Consider the following 26,743-nt stretch of genomic DNA (forward strand, 5'->3'; position numbering starts at 1 on the left):
CGAAGCAATGAGGATTACAGATGGCAGGGTTTAATAAAGTCGTAGAGAGTTACGAAGCAGCGATGGCCGGGTTGGAAGACGGCATGACAGTGATTGCCGGCGGTTTTGGCCTGTGCGGTATTCCGGAAGGCTTGATTGCCCAAATCAAAAAGATGGGTACCCGGGAGCTGACAGTGGTTTCCAACAACTGCGGGGTCGATGGCTTTGGCCTGGGCATTTTGCTGGAAGATAGGCAAATCAAAAAAATGGTCGCTTCCTATGTCGGTGAAAACGCCCTGTTTGAAAAGCAGCTGCTTAACGGTGAGCTGGAGGTCGAACTGACGCCGCAAGGCACCCTGGCAGAAAAAATGCGCGCTGGAGGTGCTGGTATTCCGGCCTTTTTCACCGCCACCGGCTACGGTACTCCGGTGGCTGAAGGCAAAGAAACCCGTGAAATTGATGGCCGCCATTATGTGCTGGAGCCTGCCATTACCGGTGATTTTGCTATAGTGCGAGCCTGGAAAGCCGACCGTTACGGCAACCTGGTATTCCGCCACACCGCGATGAATTTTAACCCGATGGCGGCCACCGCTGGCAAAATTACCGTTGCTGAAGTGGAAGAAATCGTCGAGCCGGGTGAGCTGGAACCCAGCCAAATTCACACCCCGGGCATTTATGTGCAGCGCGTGATCAAAGGCAACTTTGAAAAACGCATTGAGCGCCGCATGGTTCGTCAAGGTTAAGGAGGCAGTAATGGCTTTATCACGTGAACAAGTCGCCATGCGAGTGGCGCAGGAACTGCAAGATGGCTTCTACGTTAACCTTGGTATTGGCATCCCTACGCTGGTTGCCAATTATGTGCCAGCCGGCATTGAAGTGATGCTGCAATCGGAAAATGGTTTGCTGGGCATGGGCCCTTACCCAACTGAAGCACAAATCGATGCCGATATGATCAACGCCGGCAAAGAAACGGTGACGGCCGCTACCGGCGCTGCTATTTTCAGCTCGGCCGAAAGCTTTGCCATGATCCGTGGCGGCCATGTCGATTTAACCGTACTGGGTGCTTTTGAAGTCGACCAGCATGGCAACATTGCCAGCTGGATGATCCCAGGCAAGCTGGTGAAAGGCATGGGCGGTGCCATGGATCTGGTGGCCGGTGCCCAAAACATAGTGGTGACCATGACGCACGCCGACAAACACGGCAACAGCAAACTGCTGAGCGACTGCACCCTGCCCCTGACCGGCGTCGGCTGCGTGAAAAAAATCGTCACCGATTTGGCAGTACTGGAAGTACGGGATGGCGCTTTCCATCTGCTGGAGCGAGCGCCTGGTATCTCGGTGGAAGAAATTCAGCAGAAAACCGCTGGCAAGCTGGTGGTATCCGGCGATATCCCGGAAATGCAGTTTTAATTACAATGGGCGCCGGCATGGCGCCTTTTTTATTGCCGCGCCCCACTAACCGCTCTTCATTCATCATTCAACATTCACAACCCCACTCTTCACAGATGAAAAATGCTGATTTATTGACCAGATAAAATCATCTGATACAATCATTGTATATCAACTGATAAAGGCTGCAGCATGCAAACCGTACGAGACTATAACCCACGCCTCTATTACGCCAAACCAGATATCTGGCAACAGATCGGAGTTGCTGAGCGTGGCCCTAAGCTGTATCAGGCGCTGCATCAGGGCTTTGCCTACCAGGTGTTTGATAAACTGGCAGCACTGTCCAGCCTGGATAAAAAGCAACTGGCAGCGGTTTGCCAGCTGGCCCCGGCCACTCTGGCCCGGCGTGCGAAAAGCGGCCGCTTTACTCAGGATGAAAGCGACCGGCTGTATCGCTTTGCCACCGTTTTTGCGGCTGCCAGCAGCTTGTTTGGCGGCGATAGTGCTGCCATCAGAAGCTGGCTGACACAGCCCGTGTATGGCCTTGGCGATCAGGCCCCTATTGAGATGCTGGCCACCTCGGCAGAAAGCCAGGCGGTGCTGGATCTGATTGGTCGCTTAGAGCATGGCGTCTTCAACTGATGCTGCTGTTCCGGCTGGTGCATCAGAAGTGGGCTGCTCAGGCGTTTGATGGCGAAGGTGCCAGGCTCTATGGTGGGCGCTGGAACAGCAAAGGCAAAGCCTGTATCTACACCGCCGGGTCGGAAGCTCTGGCTATTTTGGAAGTGCTGGTGCATCTGAACAACAGAGTGGCACTAAAGCAGTTTCGTTTATTTCAGTTGTACCTGCCGGACGATGCCTTGCTTAACCTGAGCCCACAGCACCTGCCCGCCAGCTGGCAGATGCAACCGGCCAGCGCCGAGACCGCCAACATTGGTGACAGCTGGCTGCAAGAGCAAGCAAGCCTTGCTCTGGTGGTACCCAGTGTGCTGGCGCCGCGCGAGCACAACATTCTGCTCAACCCAGCCCACCCCGACTATCCGTCCTGCCTTGACAGCCGGATAGAACTGGATTTTATGCCGGATCCTCGGTTAAGCCGCTAAACTGGTTTTAGCCAGCTTTTGGGTGTGGGCGCTCTGCCGGCCACTTGACGCTCAGCTTACGGTGCTGGGCCACGCAGTCTCTTAGATACAGATTAATAAGGCTTTGGTAAGGGATCCCTTCCACTTCAGCCATTTCCTTGAAGTAAGCAATCACATCCTCGCTTAAACGCATAGTCACCGGCTTCTTCAGCTTGGAGGCATAAGGGTTCTTACGAGAACTCATTTCGGAAAGATCGTATTCAGTTTTCATGGCAGACCACCTTGATAATGCTTGCGTTCGTTGCTTGTCGCTTTACGAGCTGAAATGATGCGAATCGTCTCTCCATTGCCGCGCTCACAGTGACAAACAAGCAGGATCCTGGCCTCACTGCTCATACCCAGCATCAGAAAACGATCTTCAGTCACCGAATTCTCGGCATCAAAAAACTACAGGGCAAATTCATCATAAAACACGCTTTGTGCCTCAGCAAAAGACACTCCGTGCTTCGTCAGATTGGCATTTGCCTTGGCCGGATCCCACTCGAACTTAATTATATGTACAGTGTATGTACACTACTGAGTTGCGTCAAGCTCAAAGCCTGAAGCCGACTGACCACCCTCAAAATAAGATCCGCTTACTGCAAGTGTTGTTGCAGCCAGTTTTTCATATCGTCAAAGGACTCTTGGGAAACATTGTGACCGGCATCCGGATAGATATGCAGCTGATGCGGCTGCCCCCGCTGCTCTAGCAACTTGGCAAAACGCGTGGCATTGCTGACATGCACCCGATCATCTTGCTCACCGTGCAAAATCAGGATCGGCAGCTCGGCCGGGATTTGATCCAACCAATGCACGACTGAACGTTCAGCCAGCGCCTCCTGCTTACGGTTGGCATAATCCGGGATCCTCGCCTTATACACGTTTTCCATTTCAGAACGAAACTCGAGCTCTTTCTCTAAATCAATCACGCCTACCGAAAACACCAGCGCTTTCACCTCCGGCATATTCCGCACCGCCATCAGGCTTTGCATGCCGCCGCGACTAACGCCCCACATGGCGATGTTGTTTTGATCGGCCATTGGCATCTGCTGGATAATGGGCAATAAGGCTTCAACATCGGCCACATCGGCACCACCGAACTCATCTTGCGCACGGTAATTACTGGCAATCACAATATAGCCCTGCTCAGCCCAGGTGATTAATTGATGGTATACAAATGGAAATCGTAGAGCGCCAAAATCGGCATTGCCACCACGGTTATAAATCAATACCGGCAACTGGTGCTCTGTTTTATCAGGGTGCACCGGTGCCACAACCACTCCCCGCACTTCAACATCGTCGACCAGGTACATAAAGTCACGGCAATAAACAGTGTTCACCCGCTGCTCAAACTGCGGTTGGACAAACACACGATTCACTCGCTCCTGCTGTTCGGCAGGCATTTGCTCTAAACGTTGTGCCAAAGTAACAGAGCTCTCAAATGGGCCGCGAAAACAATTGGCCGTCGTCTGAATAGACGCATGCCCACTAAAAGGTTCTGCCTGCGCCAAAGACAGCGACACCAGCAAGGCCATTCCTAGCAACCATTTCATAGTATTTTCCTTAATCATTATTTTTAGAATCGATAAAAAGTTATCACAAACAAACAATTGCAACAACTCACAAATAGATTGTTATCATATGTGGCAGAAGGTAAGGGGGGGTGGAAGCACAGTAGATGTGAGGGCGCAATCAAGCGCCCCTAAAGCCTAGAGCTTTATTAAGACTTATGCAACCGGGCCAATAGGCTGGAGGTATCCCAGCGGTTACCCCCCATGCGCTGGACTTCGCTGTAGAACTGATCCACCAGGGCGGTGACTGGCAGGTGGCTGCCGTTTTTGCGAGCTTCGTTAAGAGCGATGCTTAGATCTTTGCGCATCCAATCAACAGCAAAGCCAAAATCGTACTCGCCTTTCAGCATGGTCTGATAGCGGTTCTGCATTTGCCAGGATTGCGCAGCACCTTGCGAGATCACCTCAATCACAGCCGCTGCATCCAAACCGGCGTTTTGCGCAAAATGCAGGCCTTCGGCCAGCCCCTGCACCACACCGGCAATGCAGATTTGATTGACCATCTTCGCCAACTGGCCGGCTCCCGCTGGGCCCAGTAGCTTGCAGCAGCGGGCATAGGCCTGCATCACCGGCTCTGCTTTGGCGTAGCTATCACTCTCACCGCCGACCATGATGGTCAGCACGCCGTTTTCAGCACCGGCCTGACCGCCGGATACCGGCGCATCCAAAAAGCCAATGCCCTGTTCGGCACAAGCCGCAGCCAACTCACGAGCCAGCTCGGCCGAAGCCGTGGTGTGGTCGATCAGTACCGAGCCTGGCTGCATGCTGGCTAAGACACCATGCTCGCCATAGACCACCGAGCGCACATCATCGTCATTACCAACACAAAGAAACACCAGCGCTGCGCCTTGGGCGGCCTCTGCCGGTGTACTGCCATACTGACCGCCATACTGCTTAACCCATTGCTGTGCTTTGCTGCTGGTGCGGTTGTATACCCGGCTGTCATGGCCATGTTGCTGCAAATACCCCGCCATCGGATAGCCCATCACACCCAGGCCAATAAAGGCGACTTTTTTGCTGTTTGCGGAATTTGTCATACCAGTGTCTTACTTCTGTCGTAAACTAGGGAATGGCGCTAAGCGTACAAAGATGGCCGGCAAAAAGCAAAAACCTTTTGGGGAAGAACGGATGAACAACCTGCATCACTTTACCGTGAACGACGCACAGGGCAAGCCTGTCGATTTATCGCAATACAAAGGCAAAACCGTGCTGGTGGTCAATACCGCCAGCCAATGCGGCTTCACCCCACAGTACCAGGAGCTGGAAGCACTGTATCAAACCTATAAAGATCGCGATTTTGTCATTCTGGCCTTTCCCTGCAATCAGTTTGGCGGCCAGGAACCCGGCTCGGATCAGGATATTCAGCAATTTTGTCAGCTGAATTATGGCGTCAGTTTCCCGGTGCTGGCTAAAGTTCAGGTCAATGGCCCGGAAGCCGAACCGCTGTTTGAATTTTTAAAGAATCAGGCCCGTGGTTTGCTGAAAACCCGTGCCATCAAATGGAACTTCACCAAATTTTTGGTCAATACCAAAGGTGAAGTCGTGAAACGCTACGCACCGCGCACCAAGCCACTGGCGCTGCGACAAAGCATCGAGGAGTTGCTCGGCCAATAAGTACCTGGCTTGATCCGCCGCAATAACAAATGCGCCGTTTTTGCTACACTGTGGACAAATGCAACAGGGATATCCGAATGAAAGTTACCGTATACAGTGCCAAAAAATACGATCAGCAAGCCTTTAGCCGTTGGGCCGATGCCAGCCTGGAGTTTCATTATCTGGAGCTGAAGTTAAACCCGGACACCGTTGCGCTGGCCGCTGGCAGCAGCGCCATCTGCGCCTTTGTCAACGACGACTTATCGGCGCCTGTACTAGAAGCGTTGCACTCAGAAGGCGTGCGGATGATTGCCTTACGCTGTGCAGGGTTTAACAATGTCGATTTGGATGCCGCCAAGCAACTGGGCATTCGGGTAGCACGGGTGCCGGCTTACTCACCAGAGGCAGTCGCTGAGCATACCGTTGGCATGATGCTGACCTTAAACCGTAAGCTGCACAAAGCCTACAACCGGGTGCGGGATGATAATTTCTCTCTTGATGGCTTGCTCGGTTTTAATATGCACGGCAAAACGGTCGGTCTGATAGGTACTGGCCGTATCGGCAAAGCCACTGCCAAAATCTTGCTTGGTTTTGGCTGTACCTTACTCTGCCACGATCTGTACGAAGATGCCGAGCTAAAGCAGCTGGGAGCGCGCTACGTGCCCTTGCCTGAACTGTATCAGCACAGCGATGTCATTAGCCTGCACTGCCCCTTGACGCCGGAAACCCGTTATCTGATAAACCCCGATACTTTGGCATTGATGAAGCAGAACGTGATGCTTATCAACACCAGCCGCGGCGGCTTAATCGATACCAAAGCAGTTATTCAGGCACTGAAAAGCCGTAAAATTGGTTATCTGGGGTTGGACGTGTACGAGCAGGAAGCCGATCTGTTTTTTGAGAATCTGTCAGAGATGGTAATTGATGACGATGTCTTTAAGCGCTTGCTAACCTTCCCCAATGTGCTGATCACCGGCCACCAGGCCTTTTTTACCGAAGAGGCCATGCAGCAAATCAGCCAGATCACCAGTGAAAACCTGGTTGCTTTCTCCAAAGGCTCAGCAAATGGTAACGAGCTTTGCTAAAGCAGGGTCAAGCGTTTCAGATAACCCATAAAAAAAACCGCTGAGGCGGTTTTTTTTATGCTGAAAATAGAGAGCAGGCAGTTATTCAATCAAGTCTTTTGGGATACTGGCACGCAGTCCAGACCAAATTTTACCACTTTCCCAACCATATTTACGGACCACAGCGATCACTTCATCGTGACGACCGGCCTCAGCATAAGCACGCAGTTCTTTGTAATAGCTGCGGGCCAGCTCACGGGCTTCTGGCTGGGAAAAGTAAAAACGGGCAATTTTATTGTACAGGCCACGAAAGCCATTGAGGATAAGCACATAAATCCGGTTGGATGAGTGCAATGCCAGTTCATGATTTAAGTTGTAATCAAAATCAGCAAAAGCTTCCGCCGTATCCGGTAACTCATCGGCGCCAGCAAAAGAGGCCATGGCTTCTTCACGATGGGTTTTGATGGCACCACGAATGTAGATCGCGCTGATATTGGTGCGGGCTGATAACAGCTCGTTCACCAGATCCGGCATCTGGTCTTGATCCAATCGCGCCAGGGTTTCCAGAATATTCAAGCCTGAAGTTTCCCAGAAATTATTCACTTTGGTTGGCTTACCATGCTGGATGGTCAACCAGCCATCACGCGCTAGCCGCTGCAATACTTCACGGAGGGTAGTTCGGGTGACACCAATCAGCTCCGACAACTCACGCTCAGCGGGCAAGATGGAGCCTGGGGCAAACTTGCCATTCCAGATTGAGTCAACGATGTATTCTTCTGCAAAACCGGCCGGGCTTTGTGCTTTGATAAGATTGGTCATCCAGGAAGGTCCACTTGTGCTGTGATTATTTTAAATTATCGACTGATTGTACCAGAGAACCGCCAGTTCACAAGGGGTGCCACCATTTTGGCTGGCTTTTGGTGTCATAGTTGTAACCTGGTTCACAATGACATAGAGTAAGTGCCTCAAAACTAGACTTTTCCCGGAGCCTGACTGATGTTTGAGTGGCTGAAAAAATTCTCTAAGCAACGGCTAAGCTGGCTGTTGCTATTCCTGACTGCGCTGGGGCTTGAGCTGGCCGCATTATACTTTCAATACGGTATGGGGCTGGAGCCTTGCATTCAGTGCGTTTACATCCGGGCAGCCGTAGCCGGTATTCTACTGGCAGCCTTGCTTGGTCTGATGGCTCCTGGCAGTGGGCCGATTCGGGTACTGGCCTGTCTGGGCTGGCTGGCAGCGGCTATCTATGGTTGGGTGCAAGCACGAAAGCTCAGTGATATTGAACAACTCATTGCCGATGGTGGCTTTTACAGCTGTGCTTTGTTTGCTGACTTTCCGGATTGGCTGCCGCTGCATCAGTGGCTACCTGCTATCTTCGATCCAACCGGGCCTTGTGGCGCCATTGACTGGCAATTTGCCGGTGCTTCGATGGCAGACTGGATGCAGTGGCTCTTTGTCGCCTATGCGCTGGTAGCGGTGCTGGTGATACTCAGTCAAGGGGTTCGACTGACGACAAACCCTTACAAAGGATGAGCTCCGATAAAATCAGGTGCCTAAGCACCTGATTTTGTGAAACGAATTACTCAACAATTGCCAGTAACTCAACATCAAACACCAGGGCACTGAATGGTGGAATAGCGTGGCCTGCACCGCGCTCACCGTAGGCCAGTTCGTGCGGGATATACAAACGGTATTTGGCACCTACCGGCATCATCTGCAGGGCTTCGGTCCAGCCAGCAATCACACCAGATACCGGGAACTCAGCCGGCTCACCACGTTGGTAAGAGCTATCAAACACAGTGCCATCGATCAGAGTGCCATGGTAGTGGGTACGCACCGTTGACTCACGTCCAGGCTTATCGCCAGCACCGGCATTCAGTACTTCGTACTGCAAACCAGATGCGGTCACTGACACTTCGGCGCGTTTGGCGTTTTCTGCCAGAAAATCTTCGCCTACCTTAGCTGCTTGCTCCGCCTTCTCAGCCTGAGCGGCTTGCATACGCTGGCTGATTTCAGTGAAAGCTGCACGAATCAGCTCTTCGGATACTGCCGGGGCTTCGCCCTGATAAGCTGCTTGTAAACCAGCTGCCACGGCATGGATATCCAAGCCATCAAAAGGATTGTCGGCCAGTTGCTGGCCCATTTGCAAACCGATGCCATAACTGGCGTGCTGTTCTAACGATGTGTATTGTTCAGACATAAAACTCACTTTGTGATTGACGCTGTAGCTACAGCAAAGAACCCCTATAGTACCGCAAAGCAGGCCTGCTGTCAGGCCGCTACTTGCTGAACCTGCTGCCAAAGGCCAGTGACAAGTTGCTGATCGGCGCTGTTGAGCTCGCCATTGGTGATGGCTTGCGTCAGGCTTCGATCTACCTGTGCCAGTAGATCTTGCTGACTAAAAGGCTCTGCAGCCACTTCCAAGGTGCCAACCGCCAGGTCAAAATGCCCCCGCAGATAGCCGGCCGCAAACAGCTCGTCGTCGCTGGCGGTTGGGATCATCTGATCAAAATAGTCGGCCACAGCCGAAATGAAGGTGGTGCTGTCCATCAATCTGCCTCTCCTAATCGATACATCACATAATCGTTGTAACCGGTCAACACCGGCATCAACCCCTGCAACTGCTGATCCAGCAAAGCATCACCGGTATCGGCCAATAGGGGTCTGCCCGATAGTTGCTGCAATTTGGCCTTGGTTGCTATCAGCCAGATATTATCCCGACCAATAGCCCGGATCACATCCGGCGAGAGCTGTTGATTGCCACGGCCAAACACATGACCCTGACCACCAATCAGCGTGATAATTAGCTTGCTCGGCCGATCTTTGACCAGCGCTAATAACTGGCTGGCGGTAACATCGCTGGCTATCAACTGGCCATTTTCTACCACATCGACACCCAACAGGGTATTGGCAAGACCAAGCTGCTGCATCACTGCAGCCACGGTCGAACCTGACCCCATCACATAGCGCACGTCTTCATCCATCTGGCTGACTACCCAGGCAGCTAAGTCATCAAGCACCAGCTCTTCCGATTCGCGCCCGCCCATTTTCACGCTTTGCACATACTGCAAAGCAGCAGGAATGGACAGCTCACCAAAGCGACGGGCTTTGACCACGCCCTGACGAAAGGCCTGCTCGTCAATGTCCATCACATCGGCCTGACGCATCGAAACCAGCTCACCCCGCACCAGGCTGGCGACCAACTTGCCAGCAGCCGTCGGGCTAATCGCATAGACACCGGAGTGAATTTTACAGCCCGCGGGAATACCAAGCGCCGTCACCTGCTCTGGCAGCACAGCACAGATATTGCGGGCGGTCCCATCCCCACCGGCGAACAACAGCAAGTCAATGCCATCAGCGGCCAAAGCCCGGGCGGCGGCTTCGGTATCTTCAGCCGTGGTCGGCTCAGTGATAGCTTGGTAACAGACTTTGCAGTGAAAACCTAGTTGCTCTGCCAACTGCTGCCCCATCGTGCCAGCAACCGTTTTAATCAGCAGTCGATCTTTGAGTGCGAGCAACTCACTCAACGCAGTTTCGCTGCGCTTACCGGCCAAAGGCTTAGCACCCAGCGCCAGCGCCTGTTCGGCAACACCATCGCTCCCTTTTAAGCCAACACTGCCGCCCACACCGGCTAGCGGATTGATAATCAAGCCTAAACGAAACACCGATGACATAGCTCTCCCCTGCCCCTTAGCTGCAATGGCGCGCATTGTAACCGCTCGCCCCACTTTTTCCCAGTAGCAGCACTTGAGTTGCTGCATGAACTACCCTAGAGTTGTGGCACGAATTGACTGCCTGTAAGCTCATTATGCCCAAGCATGCTGACACTTTAGATCTAACCGCCGTTTTTGCCAGCCAACGAAAAGCAGCGCTTGCTCTGCCTTATCCGGACTATGCATGCCGCCTGGGCTGGCTCAAACAATTAGAACAGCAGTTGAAGCAACAGCTAAATGCCCTTGCAGCCGCGCTGTCCGAAGATTTTGGCCATCGCAGTGCCGAGGAAAGTCTGCGGATTGAATTGTTGCCAACAGCACAAGGCCTGGCGTATCAGCAAAGGAAATTAAAGCGCTGGATGAAACCGGAAAAGCGCCATACCAGCTGGTTGTTTCAGCCAGCCCGGAATTTCATTCAGTACCAACCCAAAGGCGTGGTTGGCATCATGGTGCCCTGGAATTACCCGGTATTTTTAACGCTGGGGCCTTTGATGGCAGCACTGGCGGCTGGCAACCGTGTAATGCTTAAATTGTCGGAAGATACCCCAGCCACCAGCCACTGCTTGCGGCAGCTGCTGGCAGCGGTATTTCCAACCGACCAAGTCGCGGTTTTTAGTGGCGATGCAGAACAAGCAGCCGCTTTTGCTGCCTTGCCTTTTGATCATCTGCTATTTACCGGGTCAACGACAGTCGGTCGTAAAGTGATGCAAGCCGCAGCAGCTAACCTCACCCCTGTCACGCTCGAGCTGGGTGGCAAATCGCCGGCCATCATTGCAGCCGATGCTAACCTGGCCGTCAGTGCCGAGCGATTGGTGTTTGGCAAGTGTGCCAATGCCGGCCAAACCTGTGTTGCCCCCGATTATCTGTGGGTTGATGCTCAGATCCAGCCCGCTCTGATCAATGAACTGAAAAACACTTTTAACCGCCTGTACCCTGCCAGCCGACTGCAACAGGATTTTAGTTGGCTTTGCACCGAGCGTCAGCGTCAGCGCATGCTGACCTTATTGCAACAAGCCGAGCAAGCCGGTGCTACCATCATCAGTTGCGCTGAGCACAACTGGCAGCATTATCTGCAGGATGGCAGCGGCCTGCTGCCACTGCAGCTGGTGCTAAACTTGCCTGAGGATCATGCCCTGTGGCAGCAGGAAATTTTTGGCCCGATTTTGCCCATCCGAAGCTTTAACACCATCGAGCATATTTTTACCGAATTGAGCACTCAAGCCCGGCCTCTGGCCTTGTACCTGTTCAGCGATAATAAAGCCTTGCAACAACAATTCCTGAAGCACAGCCACTCCGGTGGGGTTTGTCTGAATGACTGCCTGATGCAGGTGGCACAGGATGACCTGCCCTTTGGTGGCATTGGTGCATCCGGTATGGGTGCTTATCATGGCAAAGAAGGTTTTATCACCTTTAGCCATGCAAAAGCAGTGCACTCTAAAGGCTGGTGGCACCCAGGTAAACTGATCTACCCGCCTTACAACAAAAGCCCGCTAAACACTGCACTGCGCTGGTTACTCCGTAGCTGAACAGCTATTTGTCATAGCAAAACAGTAGGCTGCATTGCATTTAAGGTTATTCTGAACTTAACTTGAAAGGTCAGATTGTTGTAGACCTTGCTGAGGATATCATCATGCAGTTTCAGTCCCTCCGCTTTCAGCTAAGCCTTGGTGTTGCCTTGTTGTTACTGATCAGCACCGCTAGCATGGCGCTGATCGGCTGGCAGTCAACCCGCAGCAGTAATCAAAATGCCATTGAGCGCTTGGATCGCTCCATGCGGGCTACCGCTGAAACCATCCTTACCGACGCAGCCAGAGTGAACGCTCTGGACACCGCCAGCGTAATGAACCGGAATTACGACGTCGCCAAAAACCTTGCCAGCCTGATGAGCAATACAGCCGTGGGCTCTGGCAATGCACCCTATAGCCGTGAGCAAGTACAATTGTTCGCTCGTCATCTGCTGCAAGCCAACCCTTCGGTGTCCTCTATTTACACCCAGTATGAAGCCAACGGTTATGACGGGCGTGACGAACATTACCGCGGAACCGGCATTGAGCACAGTTCAGATCAAGGTACGCTCGAAGTGTACTGGGTAGCGTCCGAGAGTGGCCTGGAGTTTATCCGTACCCCTGATGCCGCTGATAAATACCTTAGCAACCTGAACGAATTTGGCATCCGGGAGGCCGAATGGTACCTGTGTAGCCATGATAAACGCCGGCCTTGCCTGATGGAGCCTTATCAGTACGAGATCCGCCCGGGTTACGAAGTGCTACTAACTTCTTTGGTGTACCCGGTGCTGGTCAATGGTGTCTTTCGTGGCGTCGCCGGCGTTGATATTAACCTGCCGGTGTTGCAGGAGTCGCTGCTTCGTCAGGCGGCCAGCCTGTACGACGGTCAGGCTGATCTCTACCTGCTCAGCGAGCAGCAGTTAGTCGTGGCATCCAACCGTTTTGCCAATCAATTGGGTCAGTCACTGCAGCAGCTTGCGCCTGAGCTTGCAACCGCTTTGCAGCAACAAAGAAGCGGCCTTTTTTCGTATCAGGACCAGCTGGTTCTGGCTTACCCTATCCCCATCGAAGCCTCTGGCAGCATTTGGTATACCCTGGTTGCAGTTCCGGAACAGGTGGCACTGGCAACAGCCTATGAACTTTCGCAGCAACTGCAGGAGGATGCCAACGCCACCACAGCTCGTATGCTGCTGTCCGGTTTAGGCTTGTTGCTGCTCTTTGTTGCATTGATGTCCGTCTGGTTAAGGCGTGCGACCAAGCCCATTGTCAAAATGAGCCTGCTGATGCAGGAGCTTGCAGGTGCTGAAGGCGATCTAACCCGCACCCTCGATAGCAGTCGTCATCAGGAGCTGCAGGACATGGCAGCTGGCTTCAATGCCTTTACTGCTAAGCTGGCACTGATGATCAAAGCCTTGCAGCAGTTTTCCGCCCAACTGCAACAACAAACCCACACCCTGGTGGATACCAGTCAGCAAACCAATCAAGCCACCCAGCTGCAAGCTGCAGAAATCCAGAATGTGGTATCCGCGATGCACGAGATGACAGCGACTGCCAATGAGGTCGCTCAACTGGCAGGCAGTACAGCGGAAGGGGCACAAAATGCCATTTTGGCATTGAATGAAGCCAATGGATTATTCCAGAGCACACTGGATGAGTTTCGTCAGGTCGCTTTGGATGTGGAACATAGCAAAGTTCAGATTGAAGAAGTGGCGGGGAGTAGCCAGGAAATTAATCAGATCATTGAAGTGATTCAGTCCATTGCAGAGCAAACCAATCTACTGGCACTGAATGCCGCTATCGAAGCAGCGCGAGCCGGTGAGCAAGGCAGAGGTTTTGCTGTTGTCGCCGACGAAGTCCGTACTCTGGCCGCCCGAACTCACAGCTCCACCGATCAGATCAAACAACTAATCGCCAATTTACAGCACCAGGTCGGCGGTGCGGTGCAACAAATCAGCAAGAATACCGCCGGTATTGAGCAAACACTGAGTGAAGCTGTGGTTGCCTACGACAAACTATCCGCTGCAACCACCGACATCTCAGCAATCGCCGATAACTCCTTTCAGGTAGCGACTGCAGCGGAAGAGCAGAACCAGGTTAGCGATGAAATTAACCGCAATATTTCGGCTATTGGCGATGCGACCCGGGAGCTTGAGCAACTGGCACAGCGCAATAATGAGGTGAGCGATACCATCGATCAAATCACCGGCCAAATGGATGAGCGATTAAACCAGCTCAAATGTTAAGCCGTGCACAGGAGTTCCTATGAAAGCATCATCAATGGCCACAACCTTGCTTAGCAGCACCCTTCTCTGCGCAGTTATATTGCCGGCTCAGGCCAACTGGACTCTGGAGCTGGCGGTGACCAACAACTATCTGTTCAATGGTGTCAGTCAAACCGATAAAAAACCAGCCTTTCAACCAGGCTTAACCTGGGAGGCCGGCAATGGCTTCTATGCTGGCTTCTGGGGTTCAAATGTCGACTTTGGCGAAGGCACCAAGGTCGAGGTCGATGGTTATCTTGGCTATTACCATCAATTTCGTGACTTCGGCCTGGATATTGGCCTGGCTCAATATACCTACCATGGCCGCGGCCACAGCTCTGAACTTAACTTCCGGGAGCTTTATCTGACGCTGCACCGTAATGATTACGAGCTTTCTTTCTGGTACAGCAACGACTATTTTGGTTTTGGCGGTGGGCATCTGGTGGTGAAACTGGCGCGCAGTTTTACTTTAAGCCCGGGCTGGACTTTGCAGGCAGGGCTGGATCGTTCACACTCCTTTGATAAAGCCAGTTACGACTGGGAAGGTAAAGCTGGTTTTTTCCATGCTGAGTTGGTACTCAGCACCGATCTGGCCGGTTTTATCTTAAGCGCTGGTCTGCACACCACCACCTTAAAAGAGCGCTGGGGTGATGATGCCCTGGTGTTATCAGTCAGCCGTTCGTTCTGAAACGACTGCATGCACCTGCGTTGGCAGACATAAAGCAAATAACATAGCAACCCCGGCCGTGGCCGCTGCTATCACAAACGTCTGAGTCGAACCTGCACCATCCTGCCAAAAAATACCCGCAGCGTAAGCACCGACCGCACCACCGCCCCCGAAAATCAAGCCGGCATAGAGTGCCTGACCACGGCTGCGCAATGCTTTCGGGAAATAGTGTTGTATAAAGTGCATGGCGCAGCTATGGGCAATGGCAAAACTTCCTGCATGCATCAGCATACTGACCGCCAGCCAAAATGGTGAATGTGCCAGATAAGCCAGCATCAACCAACGCAGCATGGTAAGGCCATAGCAACAGCTCAGCACCAAGCGGTAACTGCGCTGCTTTAACAAGGTGCCCATCCAGAAAAAAGCAACAATTTCAGCCAACACCGCCAGGCTGATAAAAAGTCCAGTCGCTACCCCGCTGTAGCCAAGGTCTCTGGCATAGAGGGTGAAAAAGCCATAAAAAGGCGCGAAGCTCATCTGCAAAATAAAAGCCGCCCCCATAAAACAGAGAAATACCGGCTGGCTGAGCAAACGGCCAAAGCCCTTTCGGGCCGAGCTACTTTCCGTGGGAGGTGACAGCTCTGGCAATAAAAATAAACTGCCAATCAGGAGCAACATGAGAATGGCCGCACCATAAGGCAGCGATTCAGTACCCAGGCTTTGCAGCAATACCCCCCCTATCAGCACCAGCACTATGTAGCCAACGCTACCACTGCTACGGATCCGGCTATAACGACTGGTATTGTCGTTTAGAAAGTGAAAGGTGGTGACTTCCAGCTGCGGCAGGATGGCAGTCCAGAAAAAGCTGAAGATACTAAAGCCAAGCAACAGCAGCCAAAAGCCCTGGTCGAAGAAACTGCTAAGCCAACCGAACAAAGCCAGTACCGCGCCAAGCCGCATGATGAGTAACGGTCGTCCTTGGCGCTCCGCCACGGCAGCCCAAAGGCTTGGGCCAACAATGCGGGTAGCGGTGACCAACGCCAGCAGGACACCGATATCGTACGAACTTAAACCACGGCCATCGAGAAAAAGCCCAAGGTAAGGAATAAAGATGCCAAGCACACCGTAGTAAGCAAAGTAAGCCAGCACCAAAGCCGGTACGGCATGCTGTGTTGGCAGTCCACTCATTCGTCTTGCAAGCGGGCAATATCCGGTGTGTTGCAGACCACATCCAGGTTCTGCGCCCGATGGCGTAGCAGATGGTCCATCAACACAATGGCCAGCATGGCTTCAGCAATCGGCACCGCCCGGATGCCGACACAAGGATCATGCCGGCCTTTGGTCAGCATATCCACCGGCTCGCCATCCAGGTTGATGCTCTTACCTGGAATACTAATGCTGGAAGTGGGTTTAAGCGCAATACTAACCCGAATATCCTGACCACTGCTGATACCTCCCAACACGCCACCAGCATGATTGGCGCTAAAGCCTTGCGGCGTTAATTCATCACGGTGGGTCGAGCCTTTTTGCTCCACCACAGCAAAGCCATCACCGATTTCTACGGCTTTCACCGCATTAATGCTCATCATGGCATGGGCAATATCGGCGTCAAGGCGATCAAACACCGGCTCCCCCAAACCTACCGGCACTTTAGAAGCCACAACATTCACCCGGGCACCGACAGAGTCACCCTCTTTTTTCAAATCCCGCATATAGGCATCAAGCGCATCCAGCTTGGTTGGATCCGGGCAAAAAAACGGGTTGTTGTTCACTTCATTCCAATGCACTTTATCCATCGCAACCGGGCCCAGCTGGGCGAGGTAACCGCGAATTTCCATGCCGAACTTTTCTTTCAGGTATTTTTTGGCAATGGCACCGGCAGCAACCCGAATAGCCGTTTCACGGGCCGAGGAGCGACCACCACCACGGTAATCGCGAATGCCAAACTTATGCCAGTAGGTGTAATCGGCATGGCCTGGGCGGAACACATCTTTAATTTTGGAGTAATCCTGCGAGCGCTGATCCGTATTTTCAATCAATAAACCGATGGAGCAACCAGTACTGATGCCTTCAAACACGCCGGATAAAATTTTCACTTCATCGGCTTCGCGCCGGGCAGTAGTGTATCGCGAGGTGCCGGGTTTTCGCCGGTCCAGATCTTGCTGCAACTCGTCAGCGCTAATGTGCAACCCAGGCGGACAACCATCGACGATGCCGCCAATGGCTGGACCATGGCTTTCCCCAAAGGTGGTCACCCGAAACAACTGACCGATACTATTGCCTGCCATTTAAAACTCCTTCAGCTGTTGCTGGCAGCGTAGCAGCTCTGCCTTATCAATGGAAAATACCCCGGTACCGCCCTGTTCAAACGCCAGCCACTGCAGCCCGACATCTGGCAACAAGGCCTGAAGTGCCACCATGCTGTTACCCACCTCACACACCAACACGCCTTGCTCGGTCAGGTGCTGTGCTGCTTGCCGTAAAATTTGTCGGGTCAGCGCCAGGCCATCAGCCCCAGACGCCAAGCCAAGCTCTGGCTCGTGTAAAAACTCAGCCGGTAAATCAGCCATATCCTCGGCGTCTACATAGGGCGGATTGGTAACAATCAGGTCGTACTGTTGTCCGGCCAAGCCATCAAATACATCTGATAACAATGGAAATACCCGATGTTCAAGTTGATGCTCGGAAATATTGTACTCTGCCACCGCCAACGCATCAGGACTAATATCAGCTGCATCCACTTCTGCCTCAGGAAACTGGTATGCGCAGGCAATAGCAATACAGCCAGAACCGGTACACAGATCCAGGATCCGCTCTGGTTGGACACCTGCCAACTGCTCGCTAAACCCTTGTTGGATCAGCTCAGCAATGGGTGAACGCGGCACAAGCACCCGCTCATCGACATAAAAGGGCAAGCCGGCAAAATAAGCCTGATGAGTCAGATAAGCGGCAGGGATGCGCTGCTCTATTCGTTGTTGCAGCAGCGCAATAAAATCCCGTCGCTCTTGCATGATCAACCGAGCTTTAAACAACTGCTCGTCGGTGAGCGGCGGCAAGGACAACACAGCAGCCATTAAATTGGCCGCCTCATCCCAAGGGTTGTCGGTGCCATGGCCCAAATAAACCTGGCCCTGATGCATTTTACTGACCGCAAAGCGCAGCCAATCCTGCACACTGCAAAGCTGCGTTAACGCATCTTCAATCAAAGAAGGACTAAATAAAGAGGTTGCCTCGGTTTGCGCTGTGCCTGTGGTCGTTGAGCCTGTGGTCATAGTATTCCAAGTTTATTCATACGGCTGGACGGAAGTGGTTTGTGTTGCCCGGCTGGTTTGATTACACTTGCACCATGCCAGATAAAACCAAACTAAGCCCGGAAGAAAGTCAGTTATTCCGTGACCTTGTCGCGGACGCCTCACCGTTGGTGCAGGATAAAAAGTGGCATCATTCTACTCCGGTTACATCAAAAACTAAAGCAAAAGCCCGGCTGCCCACCGAGGAGCAAGCGCTGTTTTATTTTTCCGACCAATATGAAGGCTATGTGGGAGGTGACGGTGCACAAAGCTATGTTGCCCCCGGGGAGGACCCGCTGTTAGCCAGAGCCTTAAAGCGTGGCCAAATTCAGCCTCAGGTTACCCTGGACTTGCACGGCATGACGCAGCAAGAAGCCAAACTGGAACTGGCGGCTTTGCTGCACTGGTGTCAGCAGCAGCATCTGCATTGCGCCTGTATCGTCCATGGTAAAGGCTTGGGGATTCTGGCGCGAAAAGTACCCAACTGGCTTATCCAGCACCCCAATGTAAGGGCTTTTCATACCGCACCACGCAGTTGGGGCCGCGATGGGGCTTTGCTGTTACTGCTGGCGCTTCCGCAAGGTGCCATGAGCGATAAAGACAGTGACAATCTAACCTGATGGATCGTTGGTTACACCGGCAGTAAGCTCAACTCCTGAGGAGAAACGGTTTCCAGCAATTGGCCGTTTCGGCCTGGTTCATACTGCAAACAGGCCAGGCCTGCCGTAGCAAATACCGGACACTGACCAGCACTGCTGAAGGTCTGCACTAAAAAGCTTACCAGCGGCATATGGGATACCAATAAGATACGCTGCTCTGGTTCAGTCGACCAGAGTGCATCCAGATACAGCTGTACCTGCACCGGATCACCTTCTGGCACCAGATCCGACAACAACGCCAATTCACAACCGGCCGGCTGCTTTTGCAACATGAGTTCAGCCGTCTGGCGCGCCCTGCTGTAAGGACTGCAAATTATCTTGTCAAAAGCAGGATAATGCTGACGCAGCCAGGACGCCATCCGGCAGGCTTCTGCTTTGCCTTTTGTGGTAAGTTGCCGTTTTGCATCCGTGCTTTGCAGCGCTTCAGCCTCACCATGACGCATAATCACCAAGTTGACCATCAACTGTCACCTACTACCGAAATGTCACGCCCCGGGTACACCAGGCTAAAAATTGTGCGCTATCATAATGAAAGATTCGCTCATGAGTAACTGTTATTAAGGCATAAACTTAGGCTATGCTATTCCTTAAAGGCATGAAAAGCCACAACTGAGCCGGTTGCCCCGAAAACCCAGCAGGCAGACTATTGAAAAAAAACTTGATAAAGCAAAGCCCTAACGACCAAAAGCAGTATAAGCACCTGGTTCTGGCCAACGGCTTGGCTGTACTTCTGGTACAGCAGAGTGATGCAGAAAAAAGTGCTGCTGCGCTTTGCATCCGTGCCGGGCACTTTGATGATCCACCTGAACGGCAAGGACTGGCACACTTTACCGAACATATGCTGTTTTTGGGAAGCAAACACTACCCGGTTGCTGGTAGCTTTCAACAATTTGTCAGTCATCATGGTGGCAGCAGCAATGCATGGACCGGCACAGAGCATAGCACGTACTTTTTTGACAGTGATGCAGCGCATTTTGCCGAAGGCTTACAGCGTTTTGCCGATATGTTTATCCACCCCTTGTTTGCAGAGAGCTACATAGAGAAAGAACGTCAAGCCATCGAAGCCGAGTTCACCCTTAAACTGAAAGATGATGGCCGCCGGATCTATCAGGTACACAAGGAAACGGTTAACCCAGCGCACCCTTTTGCTAAATTCTCGGTAGGTAACCTGCAAACCCTGGTCGACTTGCCGGAGCAAAGCCTGCGTGACAGCCTGCTGGCTTTTTATCAGCGTTACTACCTTGCCAGCCAGATGACGCTGGTTCTGGTAGCACCGGAACCACTCAGCACTCAGCAAGCCTGGGTTGAACAACACTTTACAGCGATGCCTCAGGGGGAATGCCAACGTGATTGGTTGGAAGAGCCCCTCTATTTGCCTGAACAACTGGGTATCGAACTGAGGGTAGAACCGCATAAAGAAATGCACAAGCTGGTACTGAGCTTTGCCCTGCCTGGTATCCAACGTTGGTACCCTTATAAGCTGGTCAGCTTTATTGCGCATTTACTGGGGGATGAAGGACCAGGTTCTTTGTATGCCGAGTTGAAAGCGGCTGGCTGGATCAATCAACTTAGCGCCGGTGGTGGTGTCGATGGCAGCAACTTCAAAGACTTCAGTATTTCCTGCGAACTGACTCAAGCTGGTATGGCCTCTACTGAGCAAATCACGCATGCCATCTTTCAATATCTGGCCATGCTAAAACAATCTCCCTTCCCACAGCAGTTGTATCGTGAGCGACAGCAACTGCTGGAATGGTCATTCAGCTATCAGGAGCCCAGCACTTCGGAGCAAACAGCCACTGAGCTGGCTGTGAATATGCATCATTACCCGGTTGAAGACATCGTCTTTGGTGACTACCGGATGGAAACCCCACCAGAGTCCCTGTATCGTCAGGTGCTGAATTATTTCCAACCCACCAATGTGCGACTTATGGTGATTGGACCTGGCCTTGAAACCAACCAGAGCGCGCGCTGGTACCTCACACCTTATCGGGTAGAGCCGCTGCCAACCCGGTTGCTGCAATCGCTGGCAAACTTATCACCATCGCCAAAGTTTCAGTTGCCGCAACCAAACCCCTACTTCGTCGATGAGCTTCGGCTGTTGCCTGAAAGTGCAACACAAGAAAGGCCCGACTGTATCCATCGCGATAATGCACTCACCCTTTGGTTTAAGCCAGATGCCGATTTTCATACCCCAAAAGGTCACATCTATCTGCAGTTGAGCCTGCCTTTTAGCATTCAGAGTTGCTGGCACTTGGCTGCAACCAGACTATGGGTAGAGTTGCTAAACGATGAAATCCAACAGGCATTGTATCCTGCCAGCACGGCGGGTCTGGGCTACAGCCTTCACGTACAAAAGCAAGGCATCAGCATTCACAGCTTTGGCCTTAGCAACAATCAAATTCAGTTGCTGCTCGATGTGTTAGAGCATCTAAGTCAATTTCAGGTCCAGGCGGGCCGTTTTCACGAAATCAAACAACAGCTGATGCGTCACTGGCGTGACAGCCATAAAAATAAACCCGTCGCCAGTCTGTTTAGTCAGCTTTCAGCGGTGTTGCATCCACTCAATCCAGCCATCGACAGACTGCTGTTGGAACTTGAAAGCATGCAGCTTGATGCCTTTGCCTGCTTTCATCAGCAGTTGTTGCAGCAATTGCACATCGAGGCTTTTATGGTTGGCAACTGGCAATCACAGGACGCCACCGAATTGCAACAGCGCTTGGGTAGCTGGTTGGCTGATCGGGAGCATTGCGCTCCTCTGTCTGTGCCAGAGCGCCCAATGCAAAACCATGGCCCTGTTTGGCTCAATATAGATGTGGATCATCATGATCATGCGCTGGTCATCTACTTACCAGCTCAGGATAAATCACCCGAGCAGATCAGTCGCTTTATGCTGGCCAACCACTTGCTGGCACCGCGCTATTTTCATCAATTGCGCACCGAGCAACAACTAGGCTATCTGGTAGGAACCGGTTATGTTCCTGTGAATACTCTGCCTGGCCTGGCTTTTTACATTCAATCACCCAATACGGATTGTCAGCAGTTGTATCAGGCTACCGTGCAGTTTTATCGTACTTTCCTGGCTGAGTTAGAGCAATTGAGTGAGCTTGAGTTTCAGGAGCTAAAGCAAGGGTTGCTCAACCAACTGCAAGACAAAGACACCAGTTTAAGTAGTCGCGCGAAGCGGCTCTGGCTGGCAATTGGGCAGGATGACCTGCAGTTTAACCTAACTGAGCGCATCAGCAGTGCGACAAAGCAGCTGACCCTGAATCAATTTGTTCACTTTTTTTACCAGCTACTCTCACCAGATTACGATGCTATTTTCCTTGCTACCGACAGCAAGCCAAGCCATAGCCACCTGCGTTTTCTAGATGCATCAGAGCTGATTTCCGAGCTGGAAAATGATTAAAACGATTTGCTTTTGACAGCATCAGGCAATTTCTATATGTTAACGGTACCTAGACTGCATCCAAGATGACTTAATGCGCGCTGGCACCACAACAACAATAATATTGAGCTGCCTAACTACTTTACTGCCAAACACGGCCTTCGCCATGAACTGGGAGGCTGTGCAACCTTATGTCCTCAGTGTTGTGTTGTTGCTTTCGTTTGGAGCCTTATTATTGGCTCATCTTAGTATAGTCAAGATGCGCCGATATCAAAGCCGACTGGAGCACAGTGAAGAAAGGCTTCGTCTTTCACTCTGGGGTAGCGGTGATGAGCTTTGGGACTGGAACATTGAACAAGGCACATTGTATCGCTCCAGCTCGTGGCAAAGCCCGGTTGAGCTGGACCCGGAGACTCAGGATATTCCTCCCAATCGCCAACAAATTCACCCGCAAGACTTGGATCGAGTCAGCGAAGCGCTAAGCAATCATCTCAATCAGCAAAGCCCCTATTTTGAAGCCACCTACCGCATTCGATCCAGTGATCAACAGTGGATTTGGGTGCTTGACCGCGGCAAAGTCGTCAGTTATAACCAGCAAAATCAAGCCAGCCGCATGACCGGTACTCTGAAAAACATTCATCATATCAAACTGGCAGAAGAGCGCTTGCAGCTGTTCGCACAGTGCCTGGAAAATATTTCCGATGCGGTTGTTATTTGTGATACATCTTTTCGCATTCTGGAAGTAAACCCGGCTTTTAGCCGTATTACAGGCAAAGATCGTGAACACGTCATTCAACAACAGTTCGAATTATCGCTTTACCCAAGCCGCTTTCTACGTGATATCAAACAAGCCTTGATGAAAACCAGTTCCTGGGTTGGGGAAGTGCAGGAACAACGCAGCGATGGTCAAACCTACCATGCCGAGTTGAACTTTAACGTCGTCCGGGATGAACAAGGACAGATCCAGCAATATGTCGCGGTATTTTCTGATATTACCGAACGCAAGACCCGTGAAGAACAGCTCAGTAAGCTAGCCAACAGTGATACTCTGACCGGCTTACCAAACAGGGCTTTATTTCTCAGCCAGTTGGGTGAGCTGGTAGAGCAACAAAAACGCCATTCACTTTTAATGTTCGACCTGGATAACTTCAAAAAAATCAATGATTCACTTGGTCATCAACTCGGTGACGGCCTGCTATGCAAGCTGACGGAGCGCCTTAAGTTATTTCCCCGCAACAAAGGACAGCTGTACCGGCTTGGTGGCGATGAGTTTGCTATTTTGCTGGAAAACACCAACGATATTCACACCATTACCTCACTGGCCAAAGAGCTGATCAAACAAATTAATCTGCCATTTTTTATCAATCAACACGAACTTGCGATCAGTTGCAGCATAGGCATAGTGCTATACCCAGAGGATGGTCAGGATCCTCAGAGCCTTCTTCGTAACGCTGATACGGCCATGTACCATGCTAAAAATGAAGGCGGTAACCGTTACCTTTTTTTCAACGACAGTATGAACAAACAAGCGGTAAAACGCTTGCAGATTGAAAACCTGATTCGCCATGGCTTAAAAGAAGACTTTTTTTCCGTCTATTATCAGCCAAAAATGGATATCCACAGCGGTAAGCTGCTTGGAATGGAGGCATTGGTTCGTTTCATTACCCCAAAGCGCGGCATTATCAGCCCTGCCACTTTTATTCCTGTAGCTGAAGAAACAGGACAAATTGTTGAAATCGGGGCTGTGGTGCTTCGTAAAGCCTGTCAACAAGTGAAAGCATGGATTGATCAGGAACTGTTTCATGGTCGGGTTGCAGTGAACCTGTCAGCCAAGCAATTTATGTTGCCTTATTTATGCGAACAAATTGACGATGTACTGCAACAGACCGAGCTGCCGTCTTATCATCTGGAACTTGAGATCACCGAAGGCACCGTCATGCAATCGCCCACCATGGCAATTGATACCATGAAGAAGTTACGGGCGCGTGGTATTCACCTGGCTATGGATGACTTTGGAACGGGCTATTCGTCACTGGCGTATTTGAAGCAGTTTCCGCTGAATACGCTGAAAATCGACAAAGCCTTCATTGATGATATGGACACAGCCCGTGGCCGCAATATGGTGGATACCATAGTGACGATAGCTCACAACCTAAGCCTGACGGTGGTGGCAGAAGGCGTGGAGGAAAAGCAGCAGCTGGACTTGCTTAAACAACTACGATGTGAAGTGATACAAGGTTATTACTACAGCAAGCCCTTGTCATCAGAGGACTTTACCAGGTTTTTGCAACAGCAGCAGGCACCGAACACGACGAAAGTCGCACGGACAACTGCCACACTGGGTTAGCATCCATGCTCAACTGAGTTACCTGGGCACATCAACCGGGCTTGAACCCGGTAGAGGCGGCTTAGAGAGGCTTAATCGCTGTCAACCTCAACGTAACTGAAATCGTCACTGCTGTCAGCAATACGCTTCTTACCAAACACGGTATGGAATTTACGTTTTTCCTGCACCCGTTGTTTGTATTTCAGCCAGGTTTTCTCCACAGCGCTGGCCGCTTCGGCCTCTCCGCGGCAAACCAGTACAAAACGTTGCTCTTCATCAGTTTGTGGAGCACGACTACCCTGCTCCAGTTCCTGCAAAGCAACACCATGCTTTTCCAGCAGGTTACCTTCTGCCAGTGTAAAGCGTCCTGACCGGGTAAACCCTTTTGGGAAATTGCGGTCATCGAAAAAGCGACGTGGAGCGACAAAACTTTGCTGCATCACTTTTTTCCTCTGTTGCTCATCATTACAATGCATTATTAGGGTTGCATGTTGTACAAAGCAAGTGGCAATTGGGATCACAATCCACTTGCTCTGCTCAACTGTGCGGAGTATGGTGAACAAAATTGCCCTCGTAAAACAAAAGTTTTTTATCGTGACGATAAAAATTCCTGAGGAAAGCACTTGGATACAGAGTTACTTAAAACTTTTCTGGAAGTTCATCGCACCCGTCATTTCGGTAAAGCTGCCGCCAACCTGTTTTTGACCCAATCGGCTGTCAGTTCACGCATTCGCCAACTGGAACAGCACCTTGGCGTCACCCTGTTCAGTCGTTACCGTAACAACATTCAGCTGACCACAGCTGGTGAGCGGCTACTGCCGCATGCCGAGACCATGTTAGTCACCCTTCAGCGGGCGCGGCAGGATGTAGCGATTACAGCCGATCAACAACAGCAACTGGTCATTGCCTCAACCGCAACACTATGGGATTGTTACCTACTAGCGCGCTTTAGCGTGATGCAGCGACAACTTCCGGCCATCAGTTGGCGGGCTGAAAGCCTGGAGCGAGAATCCATGATCCGAGGTTTGTTAGAGCGTCAATTGGATTTAGCTTTACTGTTTGACCCACCAAAAACTGATGACCTGCAAGTCGAGCATCATACGGAATTAAAACTGTTGCCGGTAATCCACTCTGATTTTGAGCCGACAAAAGCGGCTATGCAGGCCAATTATGTGTTAATGGACTGGGGAACGGCTTTTCAAATAAAGCATGCCGATATCTTGCATGAAGAGATCCGGGTCACGGTCCGAACCAATCATGCCGGCATCGCCCTGACATCCGTATTACAACAAAAAGGCGCGGCTTATCTGCCAGAGACCATGGTTGCACAACAGCTGCAACAGGGAGTGCTGCAGCAAGTTGAAGATGCCCCGGTAATAGGTCGAAATTTGTACGCGGCTTACCTGAAAGCAGCAGACAGCAGTGATAGCCTGCAAAACGTCCTGATACAACTTAAGGATATTAAGGTCTGAACAAACGGCTGTTGCGCCCTCTGGCCCTTAAGATCACCAGGCGCTTATGGCTGGTAAAAAGCGGCAGCAATAAAGGTCCAAGCGCCAGCGCAGCAATGCCCCAACGCCAAGCGGACATACCGGCACGCAATGCAGCGATGTAGATTGAAATAGCGGTGCAGACAAAAACAGCAGGAAGCAACAACAAAGCGATCTCTCCCAATTAAAACAAAACTATGGAATAGCGCAGCAATGCGTATGTTATCAGATTCAAATCGCTGATGTTGTTAAAACATGGCCAATTTACTGCTGCTGTTGTTCACAACCCTCACCGTTTAGCCGTTGATACACCCAAGCTTGCTCACCACTGGTTAAAAAGACCTGAAAACGGCAATAGCGCAGCCCCAAGCGCTCATACCGGTCCAGTCGCTGCATTTGCCGCTTGCTCACCTGCATTCGGACCCCTACAGTGACTGCAGCTTCGTTTGCGACAATATTCAACCCCTCACGCTCAAACCCGGCTAACTCATCAACGGTTACTTTCACATCCCCTCCAGTGACTAACTTGCGTACAAATCGATTGCGGAGAGTTCCATACGCAAATAATTGATAGGACGGTTGCTGATACTCCACACTTTCATCTGGTGTGAAGAAAAATGGCGCTGGCCACCATAACCAAAGTAGCCACAACGTCAAACTCACCATGAGAACGATAGCAGTGATAAAACCAGCGACTTGGCGATGTATTTTCATCTTACAAGTCTACCCC

Annotated in this window: 28 protein-coding genes and 1 pseudogene; 14 read left to right on the top strand and 15 right to left on the bottom strand. The window is 51.6% G+C overall.

Annotated features, from left to right (window positions below):
• The first annotated feature begins 20 nt into the window (after positions 1–20).
• The 4 genes from BLW37_RS09030 to BLW37_RS09045 all read left to right on the top strand — a co-directional run bounded on the left by BLW37_RS09030 (position 21) and on the right by BLW37_RS09045 (position 2,471).
• A complete protein-coding gene (locus BLW37_RS09030) occupies positions 21–722 on the top strand; it encodes a CoA transferase subunit A (protein ID WP_091342097.1) in 702 nt (233 codons plus the stop codon).
• Positions 723–732: 10 nt separating this feature from the next.
• Complete coding sequence (locus tag BLW37_RS09035; protein WP_091342099.1) at positions 733–1,389, top strand: CoA transferase subunit B; 657 nt, start codon at positions 733–735, stop codon at positions 1,387–1,389.
• Between the two features lie 171 nt (positions 1,390–1,560).
• Complete coding sequence (gene parS, locus BLW37_RS09040) at positions 1,561–2,010, top strand: type II RES/Xre toxin-antitoxin system antitoxin (RefSeq protein ID WP_091342100.1); 450 nt, start codon at positions 1,561–1,563, stop codon at positions 2,008–2,010.
• On the top strand, positions 2,007–2,471 hold the full coding sequence (locus BLW37_RS09045; protein WP_091342102.1) for an RES family NAD+ phosphorylase: 465 nt from the start codon (positions 2,007–2,009) through the stop codon (positions 2,469–2,471). The genes parS and BLW37_RS09045 overlap by 4 nt, the downstream gene beginning before the upstream one ends.
• A 7-nt stretch (positions 2,472–2,478) precedes the next feature.
• Here the strand turns inward: BLW37_RS09045 and BLW37_RS09050 are convergent, their stop codons facing one another.
• The 4 genes and pseudogenes from BLW37_RS09050 to BLW37_RS09065 form a co-directional block, all read right to left on the bottom strand.
• Positions 2,479–2,721, bottom strand: a complete 243-nt coding sequence (locus tag BLW37_RS09050) for a BrnA antitoxin family protein (RefSeq protein ID WP_091342104.1) — start codon at positions 2,719–2,721, stop codon at positions 2,479–2,481.
• Positions 2,718–3,005: pseudogene (locus BLW37_RS09055) on the bottom strand (BrnT family toxin). The gene BLW37_RS09050 and the pseudogene BLW37_RS09055 overlap by 4 nt, the downstream one beginning before the upstream one ends.
• Before the next feature lie 80 nt (positions 3,006–3,085).
• Positions 3,086–4,042, bottom strand: a complete 957-nt coding sequence (locus BLW37_RS09060; protein WP_171907583.1) for an alpha/beta hydrolase family protein — start codon at positions 4,040–4,042, stop codon at positions 3,086–3,088.
• A gap of 167 nt (positions 4,043–4,209) precedes the next feature.
• The gene (locus BLW37_RS09065) at positions 4,210–5,097 is read right to left on the bottom strand and encodes an NAD(P)-dependent oxidoreductase (RefSeq protein ID WP_091342107.1); all 888 of its coding nucleotides are present in this window, start codon (positions 5,095–5,097) and stop codon (positions 4,210–4,212) included.
• Positions 5,098–5,188: 91 nt separating this feature from the next.
• Between BLW37_RS09065 and BLW37_RS09070 the strand changes: the two genes are divergently transcribed.
• The gene (locus tag BLW37_RS09070; protein ID WP_091342562.1) at positions 5,189–5,674 is read left to right on the top strand and encodes a glutathione peroxidase; all 486 of its coding nucleotides are present in this window, start codon (positions 5,189–5,191) and stop codon (positions 5,672–5,674) included.
• Between the two features lie 77 nt (positions 5,675–5,751).
• Positions 5,752–6,738: a 2-hydroxyacid dehydrogenase gene (locus BLW37_RS09075; RefSeq protein WP_091342109.1), complete on the top strand. Its 987-nt coding sequence runs from the start codon at positions 5,752–5,754 to the stop codon at positions 6,736–6,738.
• Between the two features lie 81 nt (positions 6,739–6,819).
• Here the strand turns inward: BLW37_RS09075 and fadR are convergent, their stop codons facing one another.
• A complete protein-coding gene (fadR, locus tag BLW37_RS09080) occupies positions 6,820–7,536 on the bottom strand; it encodes a fatty acid metabolism transcriptional regulator FadR (RefSeq protein WP_091342110.1) in 717 nt (238 codons plus the stop codon).
• A 177-nt stretch (positions 7,537–7,713) separates the two neighbouring features.
• Here fadR and dsbB point away from each other — a divergent pair, with 177 nt between their 5' ends.
• On the top strand, positions 7,714–8,250 hold the full coding sequence (dsbB, locus tag BLW37_RS09085) for a disulfide bond formation protein DsbB (RefSeq protein ID WP_091342112.1): 537 nt from the start codon (positions 7,714–7,716) through the stop codon (positions 8,248–8,250).
• A 46-nt stretch (positions 8,251–8,296) separates the two neighbouring features.
• Here the strand turns inward: dsbB and bamJ are convergent, their stop codons facing one another.
• The 3 genes from bamJ to BLW37_RS09100 all read right to left on the bottom strand — a co-directional run bounded on the left by bamJ (position 8,297) and on the right by BLW37_RS09100 (position 10,391).
• Positions 8,297–8,917 carry a BamJ family beta-barrel-assembly machinery protein gene (gene bamJ, locus BLW37_RS09090; protein WP_091342114.1) on the bottom strand — a complete coding sequence of 207 codons (621 nt, stop codon included), beginning with the start codon at positions 8,915–8,917 and terminating at the stop codon, positions 8,297–8,299.
• Positions 8,918–8,988: 71 nt separating this feature from the next.
• Positions 8,989–9,267 (bottom strand): YfcL family protein, encoded by a 279-nt coding sequence (locus BLW37_RS09095; protein WP_091342115.1) that lies wholly within the window; start codon positions 9,265–9,267, stop codon positions 8,989–8,991.
• Entirely contained in the window at positions 9,267–10,391 is a 1,125-nt protein-coding gene (locus tag BLW37_RS09100) for an ATP-NAD kinase family protein (protein WP_091342117.1), read from the bottom strand. The genes BLW37_RS09095 and BLW37_RS09100 overlap by 1 nt, the downstream gene beginning before the upstream one ends.
• Positions 10,392–10,525: 134 nt before the next feature.
• Between BLW37_RS09100 and BLW37_RS09105 the strand changes: the two genes are divergently transcribed.
• The 3 genes from BLW37_RS09105 (at position 10,526) to BLW37_RS09115 (ending at position 14,884) form a co-directional block, all read left to right on the top strand.
• The gene (locus BLW37_RS09105; RefSeq protein WP_091342118.1) at positions 10,526–11,956 is read left to right on the top strand and encodes an aldehyde dehydrogenase family protein; all 1,431 of its coding nucleotides are present in this window, start codon (positions 10,526–10,528) and stop codon (positions 11,954–11,956) included.
• 104 nt (positions 11,957–12,060) lie between these two features.
• Positions 12,061–14,178 (top strand): methyl-accepting chemotaxis protein, encoded by a 2,118-nt coding sequence (locus tag BLW37_RS09110; RefSeq protein ID WP_091342120.1) that lies wholly within the window; start codon positions 12,061–12,063, stop codon positions 14,176–14,178.
• Positions 14,179–14,197: 19 nt separating this feature from the next.
• Entirely contained in the window at positions 14,198–14,884 is a 687-nt protein-coding gene (locus BLW37_RS09115; protein WP_245785676.1) for a TorF family putative porin, read from the top strand.
• Here the strand turns inward: BLW37_RS09115 and BLW37_RS09120 are convergent.
• Genes BLW37_RS09120 through prmB form a run of 3 tightly spaced genes read right to left on the bottom strand, consistent with a single transcriptional unit; the run spans position 14,864 to position 18,135 of the window.
• Positions 14,864–16,051, bottom strand: a complete 1,188-nt coding sequence (locus tag BLW37_RS09120) for an MFS transporter (RefSeq protein WP_091342122.1) — start codon at positions 16,049–16,051, stop codon at positions 14,864–14,866. The genes BLW37_RS09115 and BLW37_RS09120 overlap by 21 nt on opposite strands.
• Positions 16,048–17,151, bottom strand: a complete 1,104-nt coding sequence (aroC, locus tag BLW37_RS18805; RefSeq protein WP_216351828.1) for a chorismate synthase — start codon at positions 17,149–17,151, stop codon at positions 16,048–16,050. The genes BLW37_RS09120 and aroC overlap by 4 nt, the downstream gene beginning before the upstream one ends.
• Positions 17,152–18,135, bottom strand: coding sequence for a 50S ribosomal protein L3 N(5)-glutamine methyltransferase (gene prmB / locus BLW37_RS18810; protein ID WP_216351829.1), 984 nt, complete (start codon positions 18,133–18,135; stop codon positions 17,152–17,154).
• 41 nt (positions 18,136–18,176) lie between these two features.
• On the opposite strand from prmB, the gene smrB reads away from it, so the two are divergent.
• Positions 18,177–18,773: an endonuclease SmrB gene (smrB, locus tag BLW37_RS09130; protein WP_245785677.1), complete on the top strand. Its 597-nt coding sequence runs from the start codon at positions 18,177–18,179 to the stop codon at positions 18,771–18,773.
• 11 nt (positions 18,774–18,784) lie between these two features.
• Here the strand turns inward: smrB and sixA are convergent, their stop codons facing one another.
• Complete coding sequence (gene sixA / locus BLW37_RS09135) at positions 18,785–19,273, bottom strand: phosphohistidine phosphatase SixA (RefSeq protein ID WP_091342124.1); 489 nt, start codon at positions 19,271–19,273, stop codon at positions 18,785–18,787.
• 257 nt (positions 19,274–19,530) lie between these two features.
• On the opposite strand from sixA, the gene BLW37_RS09140 reads away from it, so the two are divergent.
• Both BLW37_RS09140 and BLW37_RS09145 read left to right on the top strand, forming a co-directional pair.
• The gene (locus tag BLW37_RS09140; RefSeq protein WP_245785678.1) at positions 19,531–22,218 is read left to right on the top strand and encodes an insulinase family protein; all 2,688 of its coding nucleotides are present in this window, start codon (positions 19,531–19,533) and stop codon (positions 22,216–22,218) included.
• 73 nt (positions 22,219–22,291) lie between these two features.
• Positions 22,292–24,544 (top strand): putative bifunctional diguanylate cyclase/phosphodiesterase, encoded by a 2,253-nt coding sequence (locus BLW37_RS09145; RefSeq protein ID WP_091342128.1) that lies wholly within the window; start codon positions 22,292–22,294, stop codon positions 24,542–24,544.
• Between the two features lie 71 nt (positions 24,545–24,615).
• Here BLW37_RS09145 and BLW37_RS09150 read toward each other — a convergent pair whose 3' ends face one another.
• Positions 24,616–24,963 (bottom strand): MaoP family protein, encoded by a 348-nt coding sequence (locus tag BLW37_RS09150; protein WP_091342130.1) that lies wholly within the window; start codon positions 24,961–24,963, stop codon positions 24,616–24,618.
• Positions 24,964–25,146: 183 nt separating this feature from the next.
• Here BLW37_RS09150 and BLW37_RS09155 point away from each other — a divergent pair, with 183 nt between their 5' ends.
• Positions 25,147–25,995, top strand: a complete 849-nt coding sequence (locus BLW37_RS09155) for a LysR family transcriptional regulator (RefSeq protein ID WP_091342131.1) — start codon at positions 25,147–25,149, stop codon at positions 25,993–25,995.
• Here the strand turns inward: BLW37_RS09155 and BLW37_RS09160 are convergent.
• Positions 25,985–26,182, bottom strand: a complete 198-nt coding sequence (locus BLW37_RS09160; protein ID WP_091342133.1) for a hypothetical protein — start codon at positions 26,180–26,182, stop codon at positions 25,985–25,987. The two genes, BLW37_RS09155 and BLW37_RS09160, sit on opposite strands and share 11 nt — an antisense overlap.
• A gap of 95 nt (positions 26,183–26,277) precedes the next feature.
• On the bottom strand, positions 26,278–26,727 hold the full coding sequence (locus BLW37_RS18945) for a gamma-glutamylcyclotransferase (RefSeq protein ID WP_091342134.1): 450 nt from the start codon (positions 26,725–26,727) through the stop codon (positions 26,278–26,280).
• Positions 26,728–26,743: the final 16 nt, after the last annotated feature.

It is taken from the genome of Alkalimonas amylolytica, from assembly GCF_900107845.1.
GTDB lineage: Bacteria > Pseudomonadota > Gammaproteobacteria > Enterobacterales > Alteromonadaceae > Alkalimonas > Alkalimonas amylolytica.